Source organism: Pseudoduganella lurida, from assembly GCF_007830455.1.
Lineage (GTDB): Bacteria > Pseudomonadota > Gammaproteobacteria > Burkholderiales > Burkholderiaceae_D > Rugamonas > Rugamonas lurida.
In genome coordinates, this window is the sequence record NZ_VLLB01000001.1 from 513,100 (window position 1) to 534,928 (window position 21,829).

17 protein-coding genes are annotated in these 21,829 nt (G+C 68.1%); 3 read left to right on the forward strand and 14 right to left on the reverse strand.

All coding sequences use genetic code 11. The features are described from left to right. Positions 1-93 precede the first annotated feature (93 nt). Entirely contained in the window at positions 94-1,464 is a 1,371-nt protein-coding gene (gene ppnN / locus IP91_RS02330; RefSeq protein ID WP_145647157.1) for a nucleotide 5'-monophosphate nucleosidase PpnN, read from the reverse strand. A gap of 182 nt (positions 1,465-1,646) precedes the next feature. Between ppnN and IP91_RS02335 the strand changes: the two genes are divergently transcribed. After that, positions 1,647-3,146 (forward strand): peptide MFS transporter, encoded by a 1,500-nt coding sequence (locus tag IP91_RS02335; RefSeq protein ID WP_145647158.1) that lies wholly within the window; start codon positions 1,647-1,649, stop codon positions 3,144-3,146. Positions 3,147-3,258: 112 nt separating this feature from the next. Here the strand turns inward: IP91_RS02335 and glpD are convergent, their stop codons facing one another. After that, positions 3,259-4,797, reverse strand: a complete 1,539-nt coding sequence (gene glpD, locus IP91_RS02340) for a glycerol-3-phosphate dehydrogenase (RefSeq protein WP_145647159.1) — start codon at positions 4,795-4,797, stop codon at positions 3,259-3,261. A gap of 177 nt (positions 4,798-4,974) precedes the next feature. Here glpD and IP91_RS02345 point away from each other — a divergent pair, with 177 nt between their 5' ends. Then, positions 4,975-7,398, forward strand: a complete 2,424-nt coding sequence (locus IP91_RS02345; RefSeq protein WP_229473752.1) for a penicillin-binding protein 1A — start codon at positions 4,975-4,977, stop codon at positions 7,396-7,398. Positions 7,399-7,427: 29 nt separating this feature from the next. On the opposite strand, the gene IP91_RS02350 is transcribed toward IP91_RS02345, so the two are convergent. Together IP91_RS02350 and IP91_RS02355 are read right to left on the reverse strand one after the other, a co-directional pair. Next, positions 7,428-9,398, reverse strand: a complete 1,971-nt coding sequence (locus tag IP91_RS02350; RefSeq protein ID WP_145647160.1) for a type VI secretion system Vgr family protein — start codon at positions 9,396-9,398, stop codon at positions 7,428-7,430. Positions 9,399-9,419: 21 nt separating this feature from the next. Further along, entirely contained in the window at positions 9,420-9,809 is a 390-nt protein-coding gene (locus tag IP91_RS02355; RefSeq protein WP_145647161.1) for a DUF4280 domain-containing protein, read from the reverse strand. 179 nt (positions 9,810-9,988) lie between these two features. Between IP91_RS02355 and IP91_RS02360 the strand changes: the two genes are divergently transcribed. Then, a complete protein-coding gene (locus tag IP91_RS02360) occupies positions 9,989-10,642 on the forward strand; it encodes a class I SAM-dependent DNA methyltransferase (RefSeq protein ID WP_158643062.1) in 654 nt (217 codons plus the stop codon). 26 nt (positions 10,643-10,668) lie between these two features. On the opposite strand, the gene tssH is transcribed toward IP91_RS02360, so the two are convergent. From tssH to IP91_RS02410, 10 genes are all read right to left on the reverse strand, one after another. Then, on the reverse strand, positions 10,669-13,374 hold the full coding sequence (gene tssH, locus IP91_RS02365; protein ID WP_145647163.1) for a type VI secretion system ATPase TssH: 2,706 nt from the start codon (positions 13,372-13,374) through the stop codon (positions 10,669-10,671). A gap of 10 nt (positions 13,375-13,384) precedes the next feature. Then, on the reverse strand, positions 13,385-14,464 hold the full coding sequence (gene tssG, locus IP91_RS02370) for a type VI secretion system baseplate subunit TssG (RefSeq protein ID WP_145647164.1): 1,080 nt from the start codon (positions 14,462-14,464) through the stop codon (positions 13,385-13,387). Next, a complete protein-coding gene (gene tssF, locus IP91_RS02375) occupies positions 14,449-16,350 on the reverse strand; it encodes a type VI secretion system baseplate subunit TssF (RefSeq protein ID WP_145647165.1) in 1,902 nt (633 codons plus the stop codon). The genes tssG and tssF overlap by 16 nt, the downstream gene beginning before the upstream one ends. Positions 16,351-16,473: 123 nt before the next feature. Further along, positions 16,474-16,974, reverse strand: a complete 501-nt coding sequence (gene tssE / locus IP91_RS02380; RefSeq protein ID WP_145647166.1) for a type VI secretion system baseplate subunit TssE — start codon at positions 16,972-16,974, stop codon at positions 16,474-16,476. Further along, the gene (locus tag IP91_RS02385; protein ID WP_145647167.1) at positions 16,967-17,860 is read right to left on the reverse strand and encodes a type VI secretion system accessory protein TagJ; all 894 of its coding nucleotides are present in this window, start codon (positions 17,858-17,860) and stop codon (positions 16,967-16,969) included. The genes tssE and IP91_RS02385 overlap by 8 nt, the downstream gene beginning before the upstream one ends. A gap of 65 nt (positions 17,861-17,925) precedes the next feature. After that, positions 17,926-18,417, reverse strand: coding sequence for an Hcp family type VI secretion system effector (locus tag IP91_RS02390; protein ID WP_145647168.1), 492 nt, complete (start codon positions 18,415-18,417; stop codon positions 17,926-17,928). A gap of 98 nt (positions 18,418-18,515) precedes the next feature. Next, positions 18,516-20,006 (reverse strand): type VI secretion system contractile sheath large subunit, encoded by a 1,491-nt coding sequence (gene tssC / locus IP91_RS02395; RefSeq protein WP_145647169.1) that lies wholly within the window; start codon positions 20,004-20,006, stop codon positions 18,516-18,518. A 12-nt stretch (positions 20,007-20,018) separates the two neighbouring features. Continuing rightward, positions 20,019-20,519 (reverse strand): type VI secretion system contractile sheath small subunit, encoded by a 501-nt coding sequence (tssB, locus tag IP91_RS02400; protein WP_145647170.1) that lies wholly within the window; start codon positions 20,517-20,519, stop codon positions 20,019-20,021. Positions 20,520-20,559: 40 nt separating this feature from the next. Next, positions 20,560-21,603 (reverse strand): type VI secretion system protein TssA, encoded by a 1,044-nt coding sequence (tssA, locus tag IP91_RS02405; RefSeq protein ID WP_145647171.1) that lies wholly within the window; start codon positions 21,601-21,603, stop codon positions 20,560-20,562. Positions 21,604-21,615: 12 nt separating this feature from the next. Further along, positions 21,616-21,822, reverse strand: a complete 207-nt coding sequence (locus IP91_RS02410) for a hypothetical protein (RefSeq protein WP_145647172.1) — start codon at positions 21,820-21,822, stop codon at positions 21,616-21,618. Positions 21,823-21,829 lie beyond the last annotated feature (7 nt).

Here is a 21,829-nt window from a genome sequence, read left to right on the forward strand (position 1 = left end):
CCCGCGACAGGGACAGCAACCAAGGCAACAGTCCCGGGCGCTGTGGGTCAGACCCCGGCCGCTCCTGCGCCGCGGACTTCGGCGGCGACAACTTTACTTGATCACCCGATAGCAAGGCACGTAAGCCTTCCCCGGCAGCTTCATCCGGCTGTGCGCCACGAACGAGGCGAGCAGCCGGTCCATCGGCTCCATGATCTCGGCATCGCCATGGATCTCGAAGTGGCCATGGGCCTCGATCGCGCGGATGCCCTCGGCCTTCACGTTGCCCGCCACCACGCCGGAAAACGCGCGGCGCAGGTTCGCGGCGAGCACGTGCACCGGCTGGTTCTTGTGCAGCTTCAGGTTGCGCATGTTCTCGTGGGTGGGAGCGAACGGGCGCTGAAATTCCTCGTCGATCTTCAGCGCCCAGTTGAAGTAGTAGGCATCGCTGCGGCCCTTGCGGTATTCGCGCACCTGTTTCATCCCCTCCTGCATCTCCCGCGCCACCAGCTCCGGATCGTCGACGATGATCTTGTAGCGCCCCTGCGCGGCCTCGCCCAGCGTCAGGCCGATGAACTCGTTGATCTGTACAAAATACTCGCGCGCCGATTCCGGCCCGGTGAACACCAGGGGGAACGGGATGTCCACATTGTCCGGATGGAGCAGGATGCCGAGGATGTACAGGATCTCCTCAGCCGTGCCGGCGCCGCCCGGGAACACGATGATGCCGTGGCCGGTGCGCACGAAGGCTTCCAGGCGCTTCTCGATGTCCGGCATGATCACGAGGTCGTTGACGATCGGGTTCGGCGATTCGGCGGCGATGATGCCCGGCTCCGTGATGCCGAGATAGCGGCCGTTCATGAAGCGCTGCTTGGCGTGGCCGATGGTGGCGCCCTTCATCGGGCCCTTCATCGCGCCGGGACCGCAGCCGGTGCAGATGTCCATGCCGCGCAGGCCCAGCTGGTAGCCCACTTCCTTCGAGTAGTTGTATTCGGCGCGGTTGATCGAGTGGCCGCCCCAGCACACGATCAGGTTCGGGTTCAGCTGCGGGCGCAGGATGTTCGCATTGCGCAGGATGTGGAACACGGCATCCGTGATGCCTTCGGTCGTTTCGAGGTCGAACTTCGGATTGTCCGTCACCTCGTTGCTGACGAAGACGATATCGCGCAGCACGGCGAACAGGTGCTCGTGGATCCCCTTGATCATCTTGCCGTCGACGAAGGCGATGGCCGGCGCGCCCTTGATCTCCAGCTTGATGCCCCGCTCGCGCTGCAGGATGTTGATGTCGAACGACTGGTAGCGGTCCAGCAGCTCCTTGCCGTCATCGACCGTGCTGCCGCAGTTCAGGACCGCCAGCGCGCACTGGCGGAACACCTTGTACAGGCCGCCCTTGCCCGTGTCCAGCAGCTTGACGACTTCCGCCTTGGACAGTACTTCGAGTTTGCCTTCCGGCGAAATCAGTGTATCGACAAAACCTTGTTCCATGATGCTGCCTTCCCTAATCAGTAATGCTGTACGAACGTCCTGGGCACCAATATACGACATTGGCCGCCCGCACGGGATTGCAATCTTTACAGTCTCGCCACTTTGCTGCGACGCACCACATGAAGTGATCGACAATTCGACGCCGTCCATTACAATGGCGCCTTTTTTGCAGGAGATGCCGAATGAGCGGTAACAGCAAGGCGGTGGAGTCGGCGATCCCCGAATTCAAGCAGATCATGGGGCATCCCGCCCCGCTGTGGATGTTGTTCATGACGGAGTTCTGGGAGCGCTTTGCGTTCTACGGCATCCGCTGGGCGCTCGTCCTCTACATCGTGGCTCAGTTCCACGGCGGCGCCGCCACCGGCGAAGCCGATGCGAACCTCACCTACGGCTCCTACCTCGCCCTGGTGTACGCGGCGGCCCTGTTCGGCGGCTATGTCGCGGACCGGCTGCTCGGCTACCAGCGCTCGATCTTGATCGGCGCCGCCTTCATGGCCGCCGGCCTGTTCATGATCGCCATCCCCGATCCGACCATCTTCAAGCTGGGCCTGGCCACCATCATCACCGGCAACGGCCTGTTCAAGCCCATCATCTCCACGATGGTCGGCAAGCTGTACTCGGCCACCGACACGCGGCGCGACAGCGGCTTCACCATCTTCTACATGGGCATCAACGCCGGCGCCTTCGTGGCACCGATCCTGACCCAGTACCTGGCGCAGTACGTGTTCAACACGGGCGACACGCCGGCCTACAACATCGTCTTCATCGCCTCCGGCATCGGCATGCTGATCAGCCTCGTCTGGTTCTTCATCGGCCGCGCGCAGCTCAAGGGCATCGGCATGCCGGAAGCGCATGCGCAAAGTACATCGCGCATCCTGTATGTGATGATCGGCGCGCTTGCCGTGATCCCCGTCGTCTATGCACTGCTGGCCGTGGGCGCACAGCAGCTGCAGGTCGTGCTGACGGTGCTGTTCGTGCTGCTGGCCGTGATGCTGCTGGTCGAGGGCTACCGCAACGGCCCGGTCGCGCGCGATAAAGTATGGGCGATGATGATCATCTTCTTCTTCAACATCCTGTTCTGGATGTTCTTCGAGCAGGCCGGCAGTTCGTTCACCTTCCTGGCCGAGAACATCGTCAACCGCATGTTCGGCACCTGGGAATTCCCGACCGCCTGGTTCCAGAGCGTGAACTCCACCGCCATCATCCTGTGCGCACCGATCATCGCGGCCACCTGGATCTGGCTGGCGCGCCGCAATGCCGAACCGTCGATTCCCCGCAAGTTCGGCCTGGGCCTGATCTTCAACGGCCTGGCGTTCCTGCTGCTGGTGATCGCGCTGAAGACGATGGTCGTCGACGGCAAGATCCCGTTCTGGACGCTGTTCATGGTCTACACGATCCAGTCGATCGGCGAGCTGTGCCTGTCGCCGATCGGCCTGTCGATGGTGACGAAGCTGGCGCCCACGCGCCTGGTCGGCCTGGGCATGGGCGGCTGGTTCCTGTCGACCGGCATCGGCAACAACCTGTCGGGCATCTTCGCCTCGCACGTCTCCGGCGAATCGGGCATGTCGGTGGCGTCCGCGCTGGCCGGCTACAACTTCGGGTTCTGGTCGCTGGTCATCGGCGGCGCGCTGCTGTTCCTGCTCGCACCGCTGATCCAGAAGCTGATGCACGGCGTGAAGTAAGCGTCCTCCGGCATGGCAAAACGGCGACCACAGGTCGCCGTTTTCAATTGATCGCCGGTTTTCAATCCATCGCCGTTTTCAACTGGCCGCTGTCTTCGCTCCGTCGCCGTTGTCACCTGGCCGCGGGATGCACCGCCAGCCAGGCGTCCAGCTGCTGCGCCGCGCCGGCGGGCAGGTGCAGGCCCAGCTTGGTGCGGCGCCACAGGATGTCCGCCGCTGTCGTCGCCCATTCGTGGCGGCGCAGGTAGTCGAGTTCCGCCTCGTACAGTCCCGGCAGCACCTGCTCGCCCATGTCCGCCATCGCGGCGCGGCCCTGCAGCAGCGTATGGATGCGGGTGCCGTAGGCATGCGCGTACCGGCCGATGAGCGGGCAGTCCAGCCAGCCGTACTGCACCTTCAGGCTGGAGCCCCACTGGTCGAATTCGAGCACCGAGCGGTTCTGCGGCACGGCGCCGAACAGGTCCCCGCCCGGCAGGCAGGCGTCCGCCGTCCAGGCGGTGCCCGGCTGGCCCAGGGCCTTGCCCACCAGGTCCGCCGCTTCCTCCGCCAGCTTGCGGTAGGTGGTGAGTTTGCCGCCGAACACGGTGAGCAGTGGCGCGCCGGCGCTCTCGACTTCCAGCCGGTAATCGCGCGTGACGGCGCTGGCCTTCGCATCGCCGTCCTCGAGCAGGGGCCGCACGCCGGCGAAACTCCACACCACGTCCGACGGCTGCACGGGCGTGACGAGATAGCGGCCGGCCGCATCGCACAGGTAGCGGATCTCGTCTTCGCTGATCCGCACGACACCGGGATCGCCCCGATAATCGACGTCCGTGGTGCCGATCAGGCTGAAATCGCGTTCGTAGGGAATGACAAAGACGATCCTGCCGTCCTCATGCTGGAACAGGTAGGCGTCGTCATGGCCCGGCAGGCGCGGCACGACGATATGGCTGCCCTTCACGAGGCGCAGCTGATGGGTATGGGGCCGCTGCAGGGCGGCGTCCAGGAACGACGCGGCCCACGGTCCGGCGGCATTGACGAGGCAGCGCACCTTCGCTTCCTTGACGGTGCCATCGGCCTTGCGCAGCGTGACCTGCCACAGATCACCCTCGCGTCGCGCGGCGAGAACGCTGGTGCGCGGCAGGATGCAGGCCCCCTTCTCCGACGCGTCCATCGCGTTCAGCACCACCAGGCGGGCATCGTCCACCCAGCCATCCGAATACACGAAGGCCTGCTGGTACTGGGGCCGCAGGGCACGCCCGGCGGGATGGCAGGACAGGCGCACGGTTTGCGAGGCGGGCAGCAGTTCGCGGCGCGCCAGCCGGTCGTACAGGAACAGGCCCGCACGCACCAGCAGCGCGCTCCGTTGACCGGCGTGCGGCATCACGAAGCGCATCGGCCGCATGATGTGCGGGGCGGCGCGCAGCAGCACTTCCCGTTCCGCCAGCGCCTTGCGCACCAGGCCGAATTCGTAGTGCTCCAGGTAGCGCAGGCCGCCGTGGATCAGCTTTGTGGAGGCCGACGAGGTGTGGGAGGCCAGGTCGTCGCGCTCGCACAGCGCCACCGACAGGCCGCGCCCGGCGATGTCGCGCGCGATGCCGGCACCGTTGATGCCGCCTCCGACCACCAGAACGTCCACGTCCGAATCGACGCCACACTTTGCCGCTGACATCACTTCCCCGCTGAATAATTTCTATGAAGATACGTCAGTTGCGCACCCGTGGCAAGCGCCGTCACGCTCAGGGTCCCCGGCGCGGATGGAAGGTGCCTATTTTCGCGGCATCCCGGGCGCGGACGTCATTGTCACGTCGTCTATAATGGCCCGGTCTTCAACATGGACCACCCCGTTTTGACTACTACGCTCTCCTGGCTGAACCGCCGCAACGCACTGCGCGGCCTGATCGCCATCGCCGTCGCCGGCCTCGTCGCCACCCTTGCCGTGCTGGGCTACCTGTTCCTGGTCGTCCGCCCGAAACTGCCGTCGCTGGACGCCGTCACCGACTACAAGCCGAAGATCCCGCTGCGCATCTACACTGCGGATCACGTGCTGATCGGCGAATTCGGCGAAGAGCACCGCGACTTCGTGCCCATCAAGAATATCCCGGACATGATGAAGAAGGCCGTGCTGGCCATCGAGGACACGCGTTTCTACGAGCATGGCGGCATCGACTGGGTGCGCGCGATGGGCGCGATGAAGGCCAACCTGGCCGGCGGCTTCCGCCAGGGCGGCTCGACCATCTCCATGCAGGTGGCGCGCAACTTCTTCCTGACGCGCGAGAAGGTCCTGTCGCGCAAGCTCAACGAGGTGATGCTGACCTACAAGATCGAGGATGCGCTGACGAAGGACCAGATCCTGGAGCTGTACATGAACCAGATCTACCTGGGCCAGCGCTCGTTCGGCTTCGCCGCGGCCGCCCAGGTCTATTTCGGCAAGACGCTGCAGGAGCTGTCGGTCGCCGAGATCGCGATGCTGGCCGGCCTGCCGCAAAATCCGGCGCGCCACAACCCCGTGTCGAACTTCAAGCGTGCCAAGGCGCGCCAGGCGCTCGTGCTGCGCCGCCTGCACGATCTCGACTACATCAGCGATGCGCAGTACGAAGCGGCGCAGCACGAGACCCTGCACATCAATAACAAGGGCCAGGAGTTCGACACGCATGCCGAATACGTGGCCGAACTGGCACGCCAGGCCGTGTTCGCCGAGTTCCAGGAAGAGGCGTACACGCGCGGCATCGTGGTGCACACGACGATCCTGAAGGCCGACCAGGATGCGGCCTACGAATCGGTGCGCCGCAACGTGATCGCCTACGACCAGCGCCATGGCTACCGGGGCCCCGAGGCCTTCATCGAGCTGCCCGACGGCGACGAGGAACGCGAGGAAGCGATCGACGAGGCGCTGGGCCGCCGCCCGTCCAGCGACGGCCTGATTCCGGCAGTCGTGCTGTCCGCCAGCGCCAGCGAAGTGCGCGCCGAGACGGCCGACGGCGACGATGTGCGCATCAGGGGCGACGGCCTGAAGCTGGCCGCGCCGGCATTGTCCTCGAAGGCGAAGGACGGCATCCGCATCCGTCCCGGCGCCGTGATCCGCGTCGCGCAGGACAAGAAGGGCTGGGCCATCACGCAGGTGCCGAAAGTGGCGGCCGCCTTCGTGTCCATCGATGCCGCCACCGGCGCGTATCACGCGATGGTGGGCGGCTTCGACTACAACCTGCAGAAGTTCAACCACGTGACGCAGGCGTGGCGCCAGCCCGGGTCGTCGATCAAGCCGTTCGTCTACTCGGCCGCCATCGACAAGGGTTTCGGTCCGTCGTCGCTGATCAACGACGTGCCCATCGAACTGCCGGGCGGCGCGAACGGCGAGCCGTGGAAGCCGCAGAACGACGATTTCAAGTTCGACGGTCCGATCACGATGCGCCGCGCGCTGTCCGAATCGAAGAACGTGCCGTCGGTGCGCATCCTGCGCGCCGTCACGGTGCCGTATGCGCACGAGTTCCTGGGCCGCTTCGGCCTCGATCCGGCCCGCCATCCGAACAACCTGACGATGGCCCTGGGCACCGGCGCCGTCACGCCGCAGCAGATGGCCGGTGCGTATTCCGTGTTCGCCAACGGCGGCTACAAGGTGCAGCCCTACCTGATCGCCCGCATCGAGGATGCCGAGGGCAAGGTGCTGAAAGCCGTGCCGCCGCCACCGAAGCTGACCGACGAGGCCCGCGTGCTCGATGCCCGCAACGCCTTCATCATGGACAGCATGCTGCGCGAAGTGGCCCGCAGCGGCACGGGCGCGGCGGCCACGCAGCGCATCGGCCGCACCGATATCGCAGGCAAGACGGGCACCACGAGCGACGCCGTCGACGGCTGGTTCGGCGGCTACGGCGGCGGCATCGTGGCAGTGGCCTGGATGGGCTACGACGAGCCGAAGTCGCTGGGCGGCCGCGAGTTCGGCGCCACGCTGGCGCTGCCGATCTGGATCGACTACATGAAGGTGGCGCTGGCCAGGCGACCCGTCGTCGAACGCGAGGCGCCGGAAGGCGTGGTGCAGCTCGATGGCGACTGGATCCTGGAAGAGTATGCGGCCGACCCGACGGTGCGCGGCATCGACCTCGACGAAGCGGTGCCGGGCCAGGCAGGAGTACCGGTGCCACAGATGGAAGGCGGCGAGCAGCCGGCGCTGCCGGGCGCCCCGGTGATCGCGCCGGTGTCGCCCGCCGTTCCGCCATCGACCCTGCCGAATGTCGCACCCGCCATCCCGCCGAATCCGCCACCCGAGACGAACTAGCCGTTGTCATGCGGGGCACAGCACGTTGATCAGTTGATCTTCACCACGGCGCCCTGCACGGTGACGGGGCCGGCCGCCTTCGCGTCGAGCTTGCCGCTGGCGTCCAGCGTGATCTGCGCGCCCTTGATGGTGATGGCAGCGGGCTCGATCAGGATGCTGCTGCTGCCCACCTTCAGTTCGATCGACGTGGTGGCCGTGACCACGATCTTCGCCTTGCCCGTGATGGTCTGGTCGCCCGTGACCGTGACGGTCTGCCTGCCGCCCACGTCGAGCGTCTGGTCCAGCGTGATCGCCACCGTCTGGCTGTGCTCCACCGTCTCGCGGTCGTCGTGCGCCACCTTCACGGTGCGGTCATGGCCCACCTCGAGCGACTGGTCGTTGGCGATGCGCACCGTCTGGTCGCCCTTGTCCTTCTTCTCGAAGCCGACCGTCAGCGTGTCGTTGTTCTTCACCACGCGGTTGAAGTCCTTCTCGGCCTGCACGAAGATCTCTTCGGCATCCTTGCGGTCCTCGAAGCGCAGCTCGTTGTAGCCGCCGCCACCCTTCGAGCTGTTGGTGCGCAACGTCGATTTCGTCTGCTCGCCCGGGAGGCCATAGGGCGGCATGGCGTCGCCGTTGTACACGCAGCCGGTCACGAGCGGGCGGTCCGGATCGCCTTCCAGGAAGCTGACGACGACCTCCATGCCGATCCGGGGAATGAACATGCTGCCCCAGCCCTTGCCGGCCCAGGCCTGCTGCACCCGCACCCAGCAGGAACTGGCCTCGTCGTCCTGGCCATCGCGGTCCCAGTGGAACTGCACCTTGATGCGGCCGTACTTGTCGGTCCAGATCTCCTCGCCGGCCTTGCCCACCACCATGGCCGTCTGCGGACCGCGCACCACGGGCTTCGGCGTGACGGGCAGCGGCCGGTAGCTGTGCCGCTCGCCCACGGCCGTGAACGCGCAGTGGAAAGCGAAGCCGCCGCCACCGCCCGAGGCGTAGCGCAGGTCCGTCACGTCGACCGTGGTGCCCGTCACCAGCACCTTGCGGTCCTGGTCCGTGCGCGGGTGGCCGGTCAGCGCGAACATCCGGCCCGCCGCCACGCCCCGCGCATTCGTCTCGCCATTGATCTGTTCGCACTGGCCGTGCTGGCTTTCCATGCGCGCGCGGGCCCGCGCCGTGCCGGCGCCGGCCGCCGTGTAGCCGCCCGGGTAGTCGTACAGTTCGTATTCGGCGTCCAGCGCGGCGGCGGGGATCGCGGCGCGTACCAGCAGCGCGCCGCTCGTCGAGGCGGCGGCCTTCTCGAAATCGAAATCGTTGAGCGCGCAGGCACCGGCCTGGATCTCGGTGGCCGCTTCCCACCGGTGCACCGCTTCGCCATCGACCACGCCGCGGCCTTCCTCGCCGCCGAAGCGGATGCGCGCGTAGCCCGGCGTGTCGGCATGCGCGGCATAGGAATCGGCCAGCACCATCGTGTGGCGCCCCGCCTCGTGCCGGAACCAGTAATAGATGCCCGCCTCTTCCAGCAGGCGGCTGACGAAATGGAAATCCGTCTCGCGGTACTGCACGCAGTACGGCAATTCTGCATACTCGCCGGCCAGCGCCGTGACGTCCAGATTCACCTCGCCGCCGTAGCCGCCCCCTTCGCACACCGCGCGCACGATGGCGGGCACCGATTTCTGCTGGAAGATGCGGCAGTTCGACGCGCGCGTGAGGAGCCACAGCCAGGGGCGCAGCACCGCCTCGTAGCGCGTGTAGGCGCCAGCCCGGCCGGCACACGCGAAGCGGGTGACGACACCGTGGAAGACCCGTTCGCCGCCCGCCGGCAGCACGATCGTGACGGACATCGCCTTGCCCAGCACCGCAGCGGCCGCCACATCCGGTTCGGCCGATACGAGCTGCACGCGGTACTCGAACGGCTGCCCCAGCATCTCGCTGCCGTGCAGCCGCTCCAGCAGCAGGACGTCCGCTCCGGCGGCGCTCGTGACGGTGACCTCGCGGTTCGCTTGCAGGCTGGGCATGATGTCTGTCTTCGCTTCGGGTCAGGGAATCATCGTCTTCGTCGTGGCGGCATGCGTGAAGGCGATGACGCCGCCCCAGTTGCACAGGCACTTGCTGGTGTTGTCCAGCGCGGGCATGTTCGCGATCAGCACCGTTGCCGCGCCCGGTGTCCAGGGCGCGGCGGTCGCCGGCACGCAGGGCATCGGCGTGAGCACGCCCAGCGCCGCGGCTGTCGCTGCCGCCACCACCGGATTGGCCGGCGACTGGCACACGCCGAACGGGAGGATATTCACCAGCGGCTGGTGGTCCATGATGTTGGCGGCCGGCGGGCCTTCGGCCAGCACGCGGTTCACGGGCAGCACCGCCAAGGACGCCGGCGCCGCGCCGAACGAGCATTTCATCAGCGCCCCCATCGCGACCTGGCTGGCCATCAGCAACCCTCCACAGCAGCGGGCAGCCGCGCCGTTTTATTTTGCCGATGCTGTTTGATTTTCATTTCCAATAATCTATTATTACCGACAATCACCGAAAATCGACCGACTATCAAAGGAAGATGCGAGATGAACAAATCGCTGCCGACACCCTGCCGCCACGCTTCCGGGCGGACCCCATGAGCGTCGACGCACACCCGGAGCAGCTGCTGCAAAGGCTTGCCGGAGCCGGGATAGCGCACGCCACCGGCAACGATCGGCACGCAGCGCCCGGTGCGCCTGCCCTGTGCGCGGCGCTGCTGGGCGCGCTGCTGCCGACGCCGGCCGAAACCCTGGACGTGCTGGACGCCGGCTGCGGCGAAGGCGCGTGCGGTTCCCTGCTGCAGCCCTACGCCCGCGAGCTGACAGGCGTGGACCGCGCGCCCGCCAGGCTCGCCGTGGCGCGTGAACGGGGCGGCTACGACGCGCTGCAGGAAGCGGAACTGACAGCGTGGCTGGCCGGCCACCCGGCCACGTATGACCTGGTCGTGGCGGCCGACGTACTGCGCCATTTCGGCGACCTGCACGGCGTGCTGCGCGCTGCCGCCACGGCGCTGCGGCCCTTCGGCCAGCTGCTGTTCACCGTGCAAGAGGCGCCAGGCGCCAGCGTGACCCGCTACCTGCTGCAGCCGAACGGCCGCTACAGCCACGCCGAGGCCCATGTGCGCGGTGCACTCGACGCGGCCGGTTTCACGGTGGCCGTCGTCAGCCGCATCACGCTCGGCACGCAGCAGCAGGGGCAACAGCTGCAGCGAGGCGGCCTGCTGGTCGCGGCCTTCAGACGCAGTGCCTGAACCGTCCACAACGGCATCACGCGAAGTCATTCGCTGAAAAAGTCATAGCTGAATTCACCGCCCGCCACGCCCACCCGCACGCCGGCGATCGGCCGCCCCGTCATCATCCGGTTCAGGAACTCGCGCGAGATATCGGGCAGCATCGTGTTGGTCAGGATCGCGTCGATCATGCGCCCGCCGGATTCCGTCTCGGTGCAGCGCGACACCACCAGTTCCACCACCTCATCGCTGTACGCGAACGGAATCCGGTAGCGCGCCTCCACGCGCCGCTTGATGCGGTCCAGCTGCAGCCGTACGATCCGGCCCAGCATGGCATCGGACAGCGGATAGTAGGGAATCGTCACGAGCCGGCCCAGCAGCGCCGGCGGGAATACCTTCAGCAGCGGCTCGCGCAGCGCCTTGGCCATGCCCTCGGGATCCGGCATCAGGTCCGGGTCCCGGCACAGGCCCGCGATCAGCTCCGTGCCGGCATTCGTGGTCAGGATGATCAGCGTGTTCTTGAAGTCGATGAAGCGCCCCTCCCCGTCTTCCATGAAGCCCTTGTCGAACACTTGGAAGAAGATCTCGTGCACATCGGGGTGGGCCTTTTCCACCTCGTCGAGCAGCACCACCGAATAGGGCCGGCGCCGCACCGCTTCCGTCAGCACGCCGCCTTCGCCATAGCCCACGTAGCCGGGCGGCGCGCCCTTCAGCGTGGACACCGTGTGCGCCTCCTGGTACTCGCTCATGTTGATGGTGATGAGGTTCTGTTCGCCGCCGTACAGCGCCTCGGCCAGCGCCAGTGCCGTTTCCGTCTTGCCCACGCCGGAGGTTCCCGCCAGCAGGAACACGCCGACCGGCTTGCCGGGATTGTCCAGCCCCGCGCGCGAGGTCTGGATGCGCCGCGCGATCATCTCCATCGCATGGTCCTGGCCGATCACCCGCTGCGCCAGCAGGCGGCCGATGCCGAGGATGGTCTCCATCTCGTTCTTCGCCATGCGGCCGACCGGGATGCCGGTCCAGTCGCCGACCACGGCGGCCACCGCCTGGTAATCGACGGTCGGCAGGATCAGCGGGTTCTCGCCCTGCAGCGCAGCCAGCTCCGCCTGCACGTCGCGCAACTGCGCCAGCGTGGCGGCCCGATCCTGCCCAGCGCTGTCTGCCGTGGCCCCACCCGCTGACACCTCGCCGCGCAGGCGCACTCGCAGCGCCAGCAGCCGGTCGACCAGCTGGCGTTCCGCCTCCCAGCGGCCCTCCAGGTTGGCGAGCCGGTCCCGCTCGGCGGCCAGCGCACTGCCGGCTTCCGCCGCGCGCCCGGCCGTATCGATGCCGATGGCCTGTTCGCGGCCGATGATGGCCAGTTCCGTCTCCAGTGCCTCGATGCGCTTGCGCGCGTCGTCGACCTCTGCGGGCGTGGCGTGGAGGCTCACGGCCACGCGTGCGCTCGCCGTGTCGAGCAGGCTGACGGACTTGTCGGGCAGCTGGCGCGCCGGAATGTAGCGGTGCGACAGCCTGACGGCCGCCTCCAGCGCCTCGTCGAGGATCTGCACCTTGTGGTGCGCCTCCATCGTCGCCGCCACGCCCCGCATCATCAGGATGGCGCGCGCCTCGTCCGGCTCGTCGACCTGCACGGTCTGGAAGCGCCGCGTCAGTGCCGGATCCTTCTCGATGTGCTTCTTGTATTCGGCAAAAGTGGTGGCGCCGATCGTGCGCAGCGTGCCCCGCGCCAGCGCAGGTTTCAGCAGGTTGGCCGCATCGCCCGTGCCGGCCGCGCCGCCAGCACCCACCAGCGTATGGGTCTCGTCGACGAACAGGATCACGGGCTTTTCACTCGCCTGCACCTCGTCGATCACGGCGCGCAGCCGCTGTTCGAACTCGCCCTTCATGCTGGCGCCGGCCTGCAGCAGGCCCACGTCCAGCGCCAGCAGCCGCACGTCCCGCAGCGCCGGCGGCACGTCGCCGCGTGCGATCCGCTGCGCGAAGCCTTCCGCCACCGCGGTCTTGCCCACGCCGGCCTCGCCGACCAGGATCGGGTTGTTCTGGCGCCGGCGCATCAGGATGTCGACCACCTGCCGGATCTCGTCGTCGCGCCCGACGATCGGATCGAGCTTCGCACGGGCATCGTCGCCCCGCGCCTGCGCCGTCAGGTCCACCGTGTACTGCTTCAGCGCTTCGCCCTTGCCCAGCGCGGCAGGCGCGATCGCGCCCGAGGCTTCGCCCGGTGCACCATCGACCTGGGCACCACCGGCCCGGAACCCGTCGGTCGCGGCCAGCGCGGTTTCCGGCGACTCTCGCAGCAGCTGGCCGAAGCGCTCCGACAGGTCCTCCCCCTTCACCTTCTGGAACTGCGGCGACAGCCCGTACAGCGCATTGCGCAGGCCGGACGTCTTCAGCATGCCCACCACGAGGTGGCCCGAACGCACTGCCGATTCGCCGAACAGCAGCGTGCCGTACACCCATGCGCGCTCCACCGATTCCTCCAGCTGCGACGACAGGTCCACCGACGTGGCGCCGCGCGGCAGCCGGTCCAGCGCCGCCGTCAGGTCGCGTGCCAGCGCCGCCGGATCGAGCTCGTAATGGCGCAGGATGCGGTGCAGGTCCGCATCCTGCAGCTGCAGGATCTGGTGCAGCCAGTGCACCATCTCCACATGGGGATTGCCGCGCAGCTTGGCGAACACGGTGCTGCTCTCGATCGCGCGGTAGCACAGGGAATTGAGTTTGCCGAACAGGGCGACGCGGCTGATGTCTGCCATGGTGTGTTCCTCAGCCCGGATGGGCGCCAGGGGGGAGCGGGGCCGCGCACGGGCGTCCGGTGCACGGTATGAAGGTGTCATCCAGCGGGCGGACCAGGAGCTGGTCCCGGTCCCGGTCGGGCGGCGCGCCGTGTGGCCAGGTGGTCCAGCCGAGCCGCAGGCCCCGGCCCAGCCGCAGCGGCGGCGTGTCTTCCCGGCGCAGGACCAGGCGCACGTCCCAGTCGAGCGCCAGGCCGGCGTATTCGCGCACCCAGGCCAGCAGCCGCGCCATGCTGGCGCCGCCGGGCAGCAGGCGCCGGTAATCGTCCAGCGCCATCGGCCCCAGGACGAGCCGGAAGCGGCTCTGGCAGTCCCACACGCTTTTGCCCAGCACCGTCGAGATGCCGAGCGCATTGCCGCCGTCCGCGCCGGCCGCCGCGCCGCCGAGGCGGGTGCGCACCTCTTCCGGCAGCCGCAGCCAGTGGCCGGCGAACTGCTCGATCCGCACCGGCAGGCCGAAATAGGCCCGCAGGATGGCGACCAGGCCGGCGGCGGGCCGCGCATGGCTGGCCAGCAGGCCGGCGAAATGCAGGCGCGCGAAGTCGCCGATCGCATCGCGCCCGCGCAGCGCCGGGCTGCCGATGCCGAACAGGCTGCCCACGTAGTCGGCAAAGCGGTCGCCCTCCGGCCGGTCCAGGCTGATCGCCGGCTCGGCCTGGGCCCGCGCCCGGTAGAACAGGGACAGCAGGCGGTGGTGGAACACGTCCAGGAACGCCAGCAGCGTGCCGTCGCCGCCGTTGCGCAGGCGGTCGCGCACGTATTCCGTCAGGTGCAGCGGCAGTGGCCCGTTGGCGCCGAGCAGGCCGAGGAAATTGACGGCAAGCCGGCCGCGCGCGGCGCCGTCGCTGCGCCTGAAAGCCGCCAGCTGCGTGCCATTGAAGGTCATCGAGGCATGCTGGCCGAAGCGCACCGCGTCGTCGCGCGGCCGCAGCGAGGTGCCGATGCGCGGCAGCTGCGGATGCGCCGCTTCGATCAGCCGCAGCACCTGGAAGAACTCCATGCGCGCCGCATCCCGCTCCAGGGCCGCCTCGAGCGCTACAGGATCGCGCATCGGCCCACCTGCGCATTCCACCGCATGATCTCGCCGCGCGCGACGGTGCGCACGACGGTCTCGGTAAAGGTGTTGATCGACACGTACTGGGCGAAGAAGCGCGCCAGCACGGCCCCCATCAGGAAGGCGCCGCTGCCTTCGAAGGCGCCATCGTCGAGCGTGAGCGTGAGCTGCAGGCCGCGGCCGAACGTGACCGGGCCCGGCGACGGCATCCGGCGCGTGACGCCCCGCGCGGTCACGGACTGCACGCCGTCGACCTGGCGCCGGGCATGCGCGTCGCCGGCCGGGCAGTACAGCGCCAGCAGCTCGCGCAGCGCGACGGCGCCTTCGCCACGGCCGCTGCGCGCGTCGCCGTCGACGAGCGACAGGTAGTTCAGCGACAGGTGGTTCAGCAGCCGCCATGCCGCGCCCCCTTCGGCAGACGAAGGATGCGGCTGGCTGGGGCCTGCCAGGCAGCGGATGGCCACCACCGGCGCGCCCGTGTCGAGGATGAAGTCGGTCTTGCCGACACCGAGCGGCATCGCCAGCGGCAGGTCGCGGTTGGTGCACCACACGGTCAGGCCGAGCTGGCGCAGATTGTCGCGGTACGGGGCGGCCGCCGCATCCACGATCGAGATGAAGGTTTCGCTGCCGATGTAGCTGGAGCGGGGGCCGGCGCGGCGCTGCCGCTGCGACACCAGCCGGGGCTCGCGGCGGATCTGGTAGAACGCCGTCTCCCCGGTAGCGCTGCCCGGGTCCTTGGCCGTATAGAACGGATGGAACACCTGTTCGGCCGCCACGCCGGTGCCGTAGCCCCGCACTTCCTCGATCTGGTGCACCTCGAAATCCTGCGGGCGGGTGCGGTCCACCAGCACGTGGTGCTCGAACTGTTCGCCATCGACGCCGATGCGGTCGGCCCGGCGCCGGAACAGGTTGATCGCCGGCGTGCAGTGCAGCGCGAAATGCGTGGCGTCGAGCACCTGTTCCAGATGCGCATCGGTGCGGTTGAGCAGGATGACGACATCGATCTCGCCTTCCGTGCATCCCGCCAGCGCGGCGCGCAGGCCGCGCAGCTCGACAAACCCGAAGCGCTGGGGGAAGGCGAAATATTCCTGCAGCAGCCGGTAGCCCGGGAAGGTGCGGCCGCCCGCGGGCAGCAGTGCTTCTTCCTCGTCGAAGCCCAGCGGTACAAGGGCCGTCTTCGGCAGCCGGCCGTGCCAGCTGGCGGGCCGGCCGGCACCGGCATCGGCCGGCGCCAGCAGCACGCCTTCGATTCCGGCCAGCAGGAGCTCGAGGATGCGGACCGGCAGAGCGTCGCCGCCGCGCAGGTGCAGGGCCAGGCGGTCGAGGCCCGGTTCGCGGAACGCCAGCCCGCCCGCCGTGCGCAGCCGCAGCCGCAAGCCGGCCCGCACGCCCGGTGGCAGCTTCACGTCCAGCCCCGCCAGGGTGCCGCCATGCGTGGCGAGCCGCGCTTCGACCAGCTCGATCGGCCACAGGGTCACGTCATGCGCCGTGCGGTACTCGCAGGCGGTGACATCGCCCTTCCCCAGCACGCTGCGCAGCGCCGTCCCGCGCGGTACCGGATAACCACCCTTCAGTGCCGGATTCGACAGGTCCGGCTGCAGCTGCACCACCGCCATCGACGGGGTCGGCGCCAGCAGGTGCGGGTAGACCAGCTCCGCCAGGTGCTGGGTAAACCGGGGGAACTCGGCATCGAGCTTCATCTGCACGCGCGCGGCCAGGAACGAGAAGCCTTCCAGCAGGCGCTCCACATACGGATCGGCGCATTCGAAACCTTCCAGGCCGAGCCGCCCGGCGACCTTCGGGTAGTCGCGCGCGAACTCGCCGCCCACCTCGCGCAGGTGCTGCAGTTCCTGGCTGTAGTAACGGAGGAAGCGGGGATTCACGCGGCGGCTCCCTTGCGCGAGCGCGGCAGGCCTGTGGTCATGACGCGGCTCCCTCGCCCAGGCGCAGTGTCAGGCCGTGTGGCATCGAACGGCCTCCCCGCACGGGCGGCGCGGGGCCCAGGTTCATGCTCCCGCTCCTTCGCGCAGCCGCAGGACCGCGCGGTCGATATCGAGTTCCGTCTTCAGGTACAGCCGCTCCGGATAGGGCTGCGCCCACAGGTCGCCTTCGATGACGAAGGTGATGCGGTTGCGGTCCGATTCGGCGGGCACGGCGCGCACCGACACGGTCGCCCGGATCAGGCGCGGCTCGAAATCCCAGATCGCCTGGCGGATGCCGCGCTCCAGCTCCGCCAGGTCCAGCCCGGCGACGCTCACGCCGGACATGTCCGGCATGCCGTAATTGAGGACGGAACCGGCCAGGTACGGCAGCGGCGCAGTGTCCGTCGTCGACAGCAGGTTGGTGGCATTGAGCAGCCATGCCAGGTCGCGCAGCACGGAGTCGCGCAGCGTGCGCAGCGACAGCACGCGTCGGTCGCGCGACTCCACCTGCGCTTCCGGCTGGTGGTCGGTCAGGCGGTCCAGCAGCGAAGGCTGCAGCCGCTCCCGGGGCGCGAGCTCAGCCATCGACGGCCGCCAGGTCCGGCACGCCGCTGCCGAACACGATCGCGCGCACGTCCATCAGCGCATATTCGCCGGCGTCCGTGACCAGCATGCGCTGGCCCAGGCCATGGCCGCCCAGGCCCGCCTCCCCGCTGTCGGTCCCGCTGTCGGTCCCCCGGCTGACCCATTCAGTACGGCGGGCCAGCAGCAGCGCGGCATCGGCCTGCGCGGCAGTGCGCTCGTAGCGCGTGGGGATCAGCCCGACGGTACTGGCGCCATTGGTCCACGCGAACGTGGCCGGCGTCCACACGCAGTCGCGCAGGTCGGCGGGCGGTTCGAAGGCGATCCGGCCGATGCGGTGCACCGGCACCCAGAAATACTTGCCGTTGACGACCGCCTCGATGACGGGCCCCAGCCGGGCATCCGCGTCCGCCAGCCAGGCGAACGGCACGCCGTCGATCGAGCCGGGCGTGGCGGGCGCCGCGTCGAATGCCGCCTCGCGCAGGCGAGCCGCGCCGGCGTGGTCGCCATCGGCAGCGCGCCTGAGCGCTTCGAGCAGCTGGGCGACCCACTCTTCCGGCTCGCCGAACAGCAGCGGCTGGCGCTTGCCGGCGAAGATCTCGGCGCGCAGCGCCTCGCACTGGATCGCTTCGCGGTAGGTCTGCACCATCGGCAGCGCGCCGGCATCGAGCTCGGCGACCACCGACAGCTGCGTGAGCGCGCGCTGCCATTGCCCCAGCACGCACAGCAGCTGGAACAGGAAGATGCGGTGCCGCGCATCGCCGGGGTGCCTGCGGACTTCGTCCTGCAGCGCGGCCAGCGCCTCGTCGAGGCGGCCCTGCGCGATGAGGGTCTGCGTAGTGAGGGCTGGCGCGATGAGGCTTTGCCTGATGCCGGGTTGCGCGTCCATGGTGGCCTGGTCGGGTGGGTGGCGATGGCCGGGAGCGCTGCGGGGCAGGCGTTCCCGGCACGGCTTCATTTCGACGCGTTGCCGGCGATGTCCCAGTCGAAGATGCCGCCGGAAGCCGTCACGCCGGCCTTGTCCTGCAGGAAGTACTCCAGCTTCACCTGCGCGAAGTTGAGCGTGACGTTCTCCGTCAGGCGGTCTTCGCCGCCGCTGCCGCCCGAGGCGATCGAGGTGACCAGCACGTCGGCCAGCGAGATCTCCAGGTACTTCTGCTGGCCCGTGCCGGATTTGCGCACCAGCAGCGTGGCCGCCGGGATATGGGTGCCCTTGGCCAGCGCGATGAACAGCGCCGGCGAGGCCTTGTCGACCCACTTCGTCACCGACAGGTCCTGGAAGCTGGCCTTGCCCGCGCCGCCGCCGCCGCCGGCGTGGAAGCTGCCCGCATTCGCGGCGCCCCAGCTCCAGGCCAGGACATCGATATCGCCCGCTTTCGACTGTGCTGCATCCTTCGTTTCGCCCTTGATGTTGGCACCAAGGTTGAGGAACATGTCCACTGCCATTTCGTTCTCCTGGTTGGTCGTTGATGGTCATGGTTGAGCGGGCCGACCCGCGGGCCCGGCGCGTCCTGCAAACAATCTCTCGCTGCGCTGCCCTGCCGTCAGCCGCCCTTCGCCGACGGCAGCTTCGACACCAGCCGCAGCGACACGGTCAGCCCTTCCAGCTGGTAGTGCGGGCGCAGGAAGAACTTCGAGGTGTAGTAGCCGGGATTGCCCTCCACCTCTTCGAGCTGCACCTCGGCGGCGGCCAGCGGCTTCTGCGCCTTGGTGCCTTCCGACGAGTTGGCCGGATCGCCGTCCACGTAGCGGTTGATCCAGTTGGTCAGCCAGCGCTGCATCTCGTCGCGGCCCTTGAACGAGCCCACCTTGTCGCGCACGATGCATTTCAGGTAGTGGGCGAAGCGGCAGGTCGCGAACAGGTAAGGCAGCCGCGCGGCCAGCGCCGCATTGGCGGAGGCATCCGGATCGTCGTACTCGGCCGGCTTGTGCAGCGACTGCGCGCCGATGAACGCGGCGAAGTCGGTGTTCTTCTTGTGCACCAGCGGCATGAAGCCGTTGGCCGCCAGCTCCGCTTCGCGCCGGTCGGAGATGGCGATCTCGGTCGGGCACTGCATCGCCACGCCGCCGTCGTCGGTGGGGAAGCTGTGCACCGGCAGCCCTTCCACGGCACCGCCGGACTCGATGCCCCGGATGCGCGAGCACCAGCCGTATTCCTTGAACGAGCGGTTGACGTTGACGGCCATCGCGTAGGCGGCGTTCGACCACGTGTAGTTGGCGCTGCCGGGCGCGGAAGTGTCTTCCTCGAAGTCGAACTCCTCGACCGGATCGGTCTTCGCGCCATACGGCAGGCGCGCCAGGAAGCGCGGCATCGCCAGGCCGACATAGCGCGCGTCTTCCGATTCGCGGAACGAGCGCCATGCAGCGTGCTCCGGGGTCTGGAAGATCTTCGTCAGGTCGCGCGGATTGGACAGTTCCTGCCACGATTCCATCAGCATCACGGACGGTGCCGCACCGGCGATCAGCGGCGCGTGCGCGGCCGCCGCGATCTTCGCCATCCCGGTGAGCAGTTCGACATCGGGCGCGCTGTTGTCGAAGTGGTAGTCGGCCACGATGGATCCGAACGGCTCGCCGCCGAACTGGCCGAACTCCTCCTCGTACATCTTCTTGAACACGGGGCTCTGGTCCCAGGCCGTGCCCTTGTATTTCTTGAGCGTTTTCGCCAGGTCGTTCTTCGACACGTTCATCACGCGGATCTTGAGCGTTTCGTCCGTTTCCGTGTTGTTGACGAGGTAGTGCAGGCCGCGCCATGCCCCTTCCAGCTTCTGGAACTCCTCGGTATGCAGGATCAGGTTGATCTGCTCCGTGAGCTTGTCGTCCAGTGCGGCGATCAGGCTCTCGATGGTCGCCAGCACGTCGCCCGACACCAGCCGCGTGCCGGCCAGCGCCTGCTCGGCCAGCGTCTTCACGGCCGTTTCGACCGCTTCCTTCGCCTTGTCCGACTGAGGCTTGAACTCCTTCTGCAGCAGGCTGCCGAAGTCGCTCAGCTCGAGCGTGCCGGTGGCCGCTTCGTTGATTTCCTGGATCTGCGCCATGTCGTTCTCCCTTCACGCTTGCGGTTTCGGCGCGGCGGCCAGTGCCTGCAGCAGGGCCGGATCGGCCAGCAGCTTCGCCACCAGTTCCTCGGCCCCCGTCTTGCCATCCATATAGGTCAGCAGGTTCGACAGCTGCCCGCGCGCTTCGAGCAGCTTGTTCAGCGATTCGACCTTGCGGGCGATGGCGGCCGGCGCGAAGTCGTCCATGCTCTCGAACGTCATGTCCACCGACAGATTGCCTTCGCCCGTGAGCGTATTGGGCACCTGCACGGCCACGCGCGGCTTCATCGACTTCAGGCGTTCGTCGAAATTGTCGACATCGATCTCGAGGAACTTGCGGTCGGAGACGGGCGCCTGCGGATCGGCCGGCTGGCCGGACAGGTCGGCCAGCACGCCCATCACGAAGGGCAGCTGGATGCTTTTCTCGGCGCCGTACACCTCCACGTCATACTCGATCTGCACGCGCGGCGCACGGTTGCGCGCGATGAACTTCTGGCTGCTCTCTTTGCCCACGATGGCTCCTCCTGGTTGATGTCCCTGCCCGGTTCCGGTGTCAGTCCGGCCCGTCCTGGCGCGGACCGCTCACGACCAGCAGTTGCTGCAGGCCGTCCGGCGCCAGGTCCTCGATGATTTCAAAGAAGTTCTTCGGCACCAGCCGCCTGGCACGCTCCAGCAGCAGCGGCACGGGGCTGGACGGCTCGTGCTGCCGGTAGTACTGGCCGATCCGGTCGAGCATGCGGATCACGTCCGCACGGCTGGCGATGTCGCCGGTCGCCGGTTGCCGAGCGCCGCCCGCGGCCCCGCCTTCCGCCAGCCCCTGCGCCAGGCCGGCTTCGGCAGCACCGATGCCGGCGGCATCGCCCGTACGGGCGGCGGCCTGCGCGGCCAGGAAATCATGGGCCCGTTTCAGCAGTTTCGTGAGCGGATCGAGATTGAGGGCCTGCGCGCTGCCCACCTCGCGCACCAGCGCGATCTCGATGCGCAGCGCACCGTCGCTGGCCCGCGCGACCGCATCGAAGGCCTGCCCGAACACCGGCGCCGGCACATCGAGCATCGCGGCCGCGATCGACGGCAGCTCGAGGACGGTCGCGCCCGGTGGCACCGGCAGCTCGCCATTGGCGAACTCCAGGTCGCGCAGGGCAAATGCGCCCAGTCCGGGCAGCACCAGCAGCGGCGTTTCGCGCACTTCGCGCAGGAACAGCGGATCGGTGAGGAGTGCGAGCGAATTGATGCGCAGCGTGGGATCGTTGCCGTCGTCGGCATCGAGCTGCGGATGCACGTGCGCCCAGCGCTCCTCGAGCAGCGCGGCGATCGCGGCCAGCGTGCCGGCCAGCCCGGCCATGCCGGCCAGCGCCAGTTCGGAACGCGCCAGCGTCACCAGCAGCCGCAAATCCCGGCTGCGTTCGAGCAGCCCGCGCGCCAGCTGCCGCACGGCCTTCCATTCGGGCGGCACGGCGGGGCTGAGCGTCTCGCCGTACTGCACTTCCGGCTTGCCGAGGGCGGCCTGCTCCAGCGCCAGGAACGCCGGGTCGTACTCGAGATCGGGGCCGCACGGGTCCCCCTCTCCCACCTCCAGGAGCAGCGCTTCGATATCCACGGTCGGTCTCTTTCAGGCTGCCGGCGCGGGCGCCGGTCTGGTCGTTGTGGTCAGTGTCTTGTTCGATTTTCTTGCCTTATTTTTACCGAGAATATACAAGACTTTGCGACCGGTTTTATCGCTTGCAAACTGCTTTTTTTGACTAGCTTGCGGTAACTGCCGGCTGGTTTCATCGGCTTTGCCATAGGGATGGCGCGTGCCGTGGCGGGCAGCTTGCAAGGTGCGT

Bases quoted from the DNA above. Each gene is read 5' to 3' on its own strand.
- ppnN (WP_145647157.1), bottom strand. From the start codon at position 1,464: ATGGAACAAGGTTTTGTCGATACACTGATTTCGCCGGAAGGCAAACTC.
- IP91_RS02335 (WP_145647158.1), top strand. From the start codon at position 1,647: ATGAGCGGTAACAGCAAGGCGGTGGAGTCGGCGATCCCCGAATTCAAG.
- glpD (WP_145647159.1), bottom strand. From the start codon at position 4,797: ATGTCAGCGGCAAAGTGTGGCGTCGATTCGGACGTGGACGTTCTGGTG.
- IP91_RS02350 (WP_145647160.1), bottom strand. From the start codon at position 9,398: ATGCCCAGCCTGCAAGCGAACCGCGAGGTCACCGTCACGAGCGCCGCC.
- IP91_RS02355 (WP_145647161.1), bottom strand. From the start codon at position 9,809: ATGGCCAGCCAGGTCGCGATGGGGGCGCTGATGAAATGCTCGTTCGGC.
- IP91_RS02360 (WP_158643062.1), top strand. From the start codon at position 9,989: ATGAGCGTCGACGCACACCCGGAGCAGCTGCTGCAAAGGCTTGCCGGA.
- tssH (WP_145647163.1), bottom strand. From the start codon at position 13,374: ATGGCAGACATCAGCCGCGTCGCCCTGTTCGGCAAACTCAATTCCCTG.
- tssG (WP_145647164.1), bottom strand. From the start codon at position 14,464: ATGCGCGATCCTGTAGCGCTCGAGGCGGCCCTGGAGCGGGATGCGGCG.
- tssE (WP_145647166.1), bottom strand. From the start codon at position 16,974: ATGGCTGAGCTCGCGCCCCGGGAGCGGCTGCAGCCTTCGCTGCTGGAC.
- IP91_RS02385 (WP_145647167.1), bottom strand. From the start codon at position 17,860: ATGGACGCGCAACCCGGCATCAGGCAAAGCCTCATCGCGCCAGCCCTC.
- IP91_RS02390 (WP_145647168.1), bottom strand. From the start codon at position 18,417: ATGGCAGTGGACATGTTCCTCAACCTTGGTGCCAACATCAAGGGCGAA.
- tssC (WP_145647169.1), bottom strand. From the start codon at position 20,006: ATGGCGCAGATCCAGGAAATCAACGAAGCGGCCACCGGCACGCTCGAG.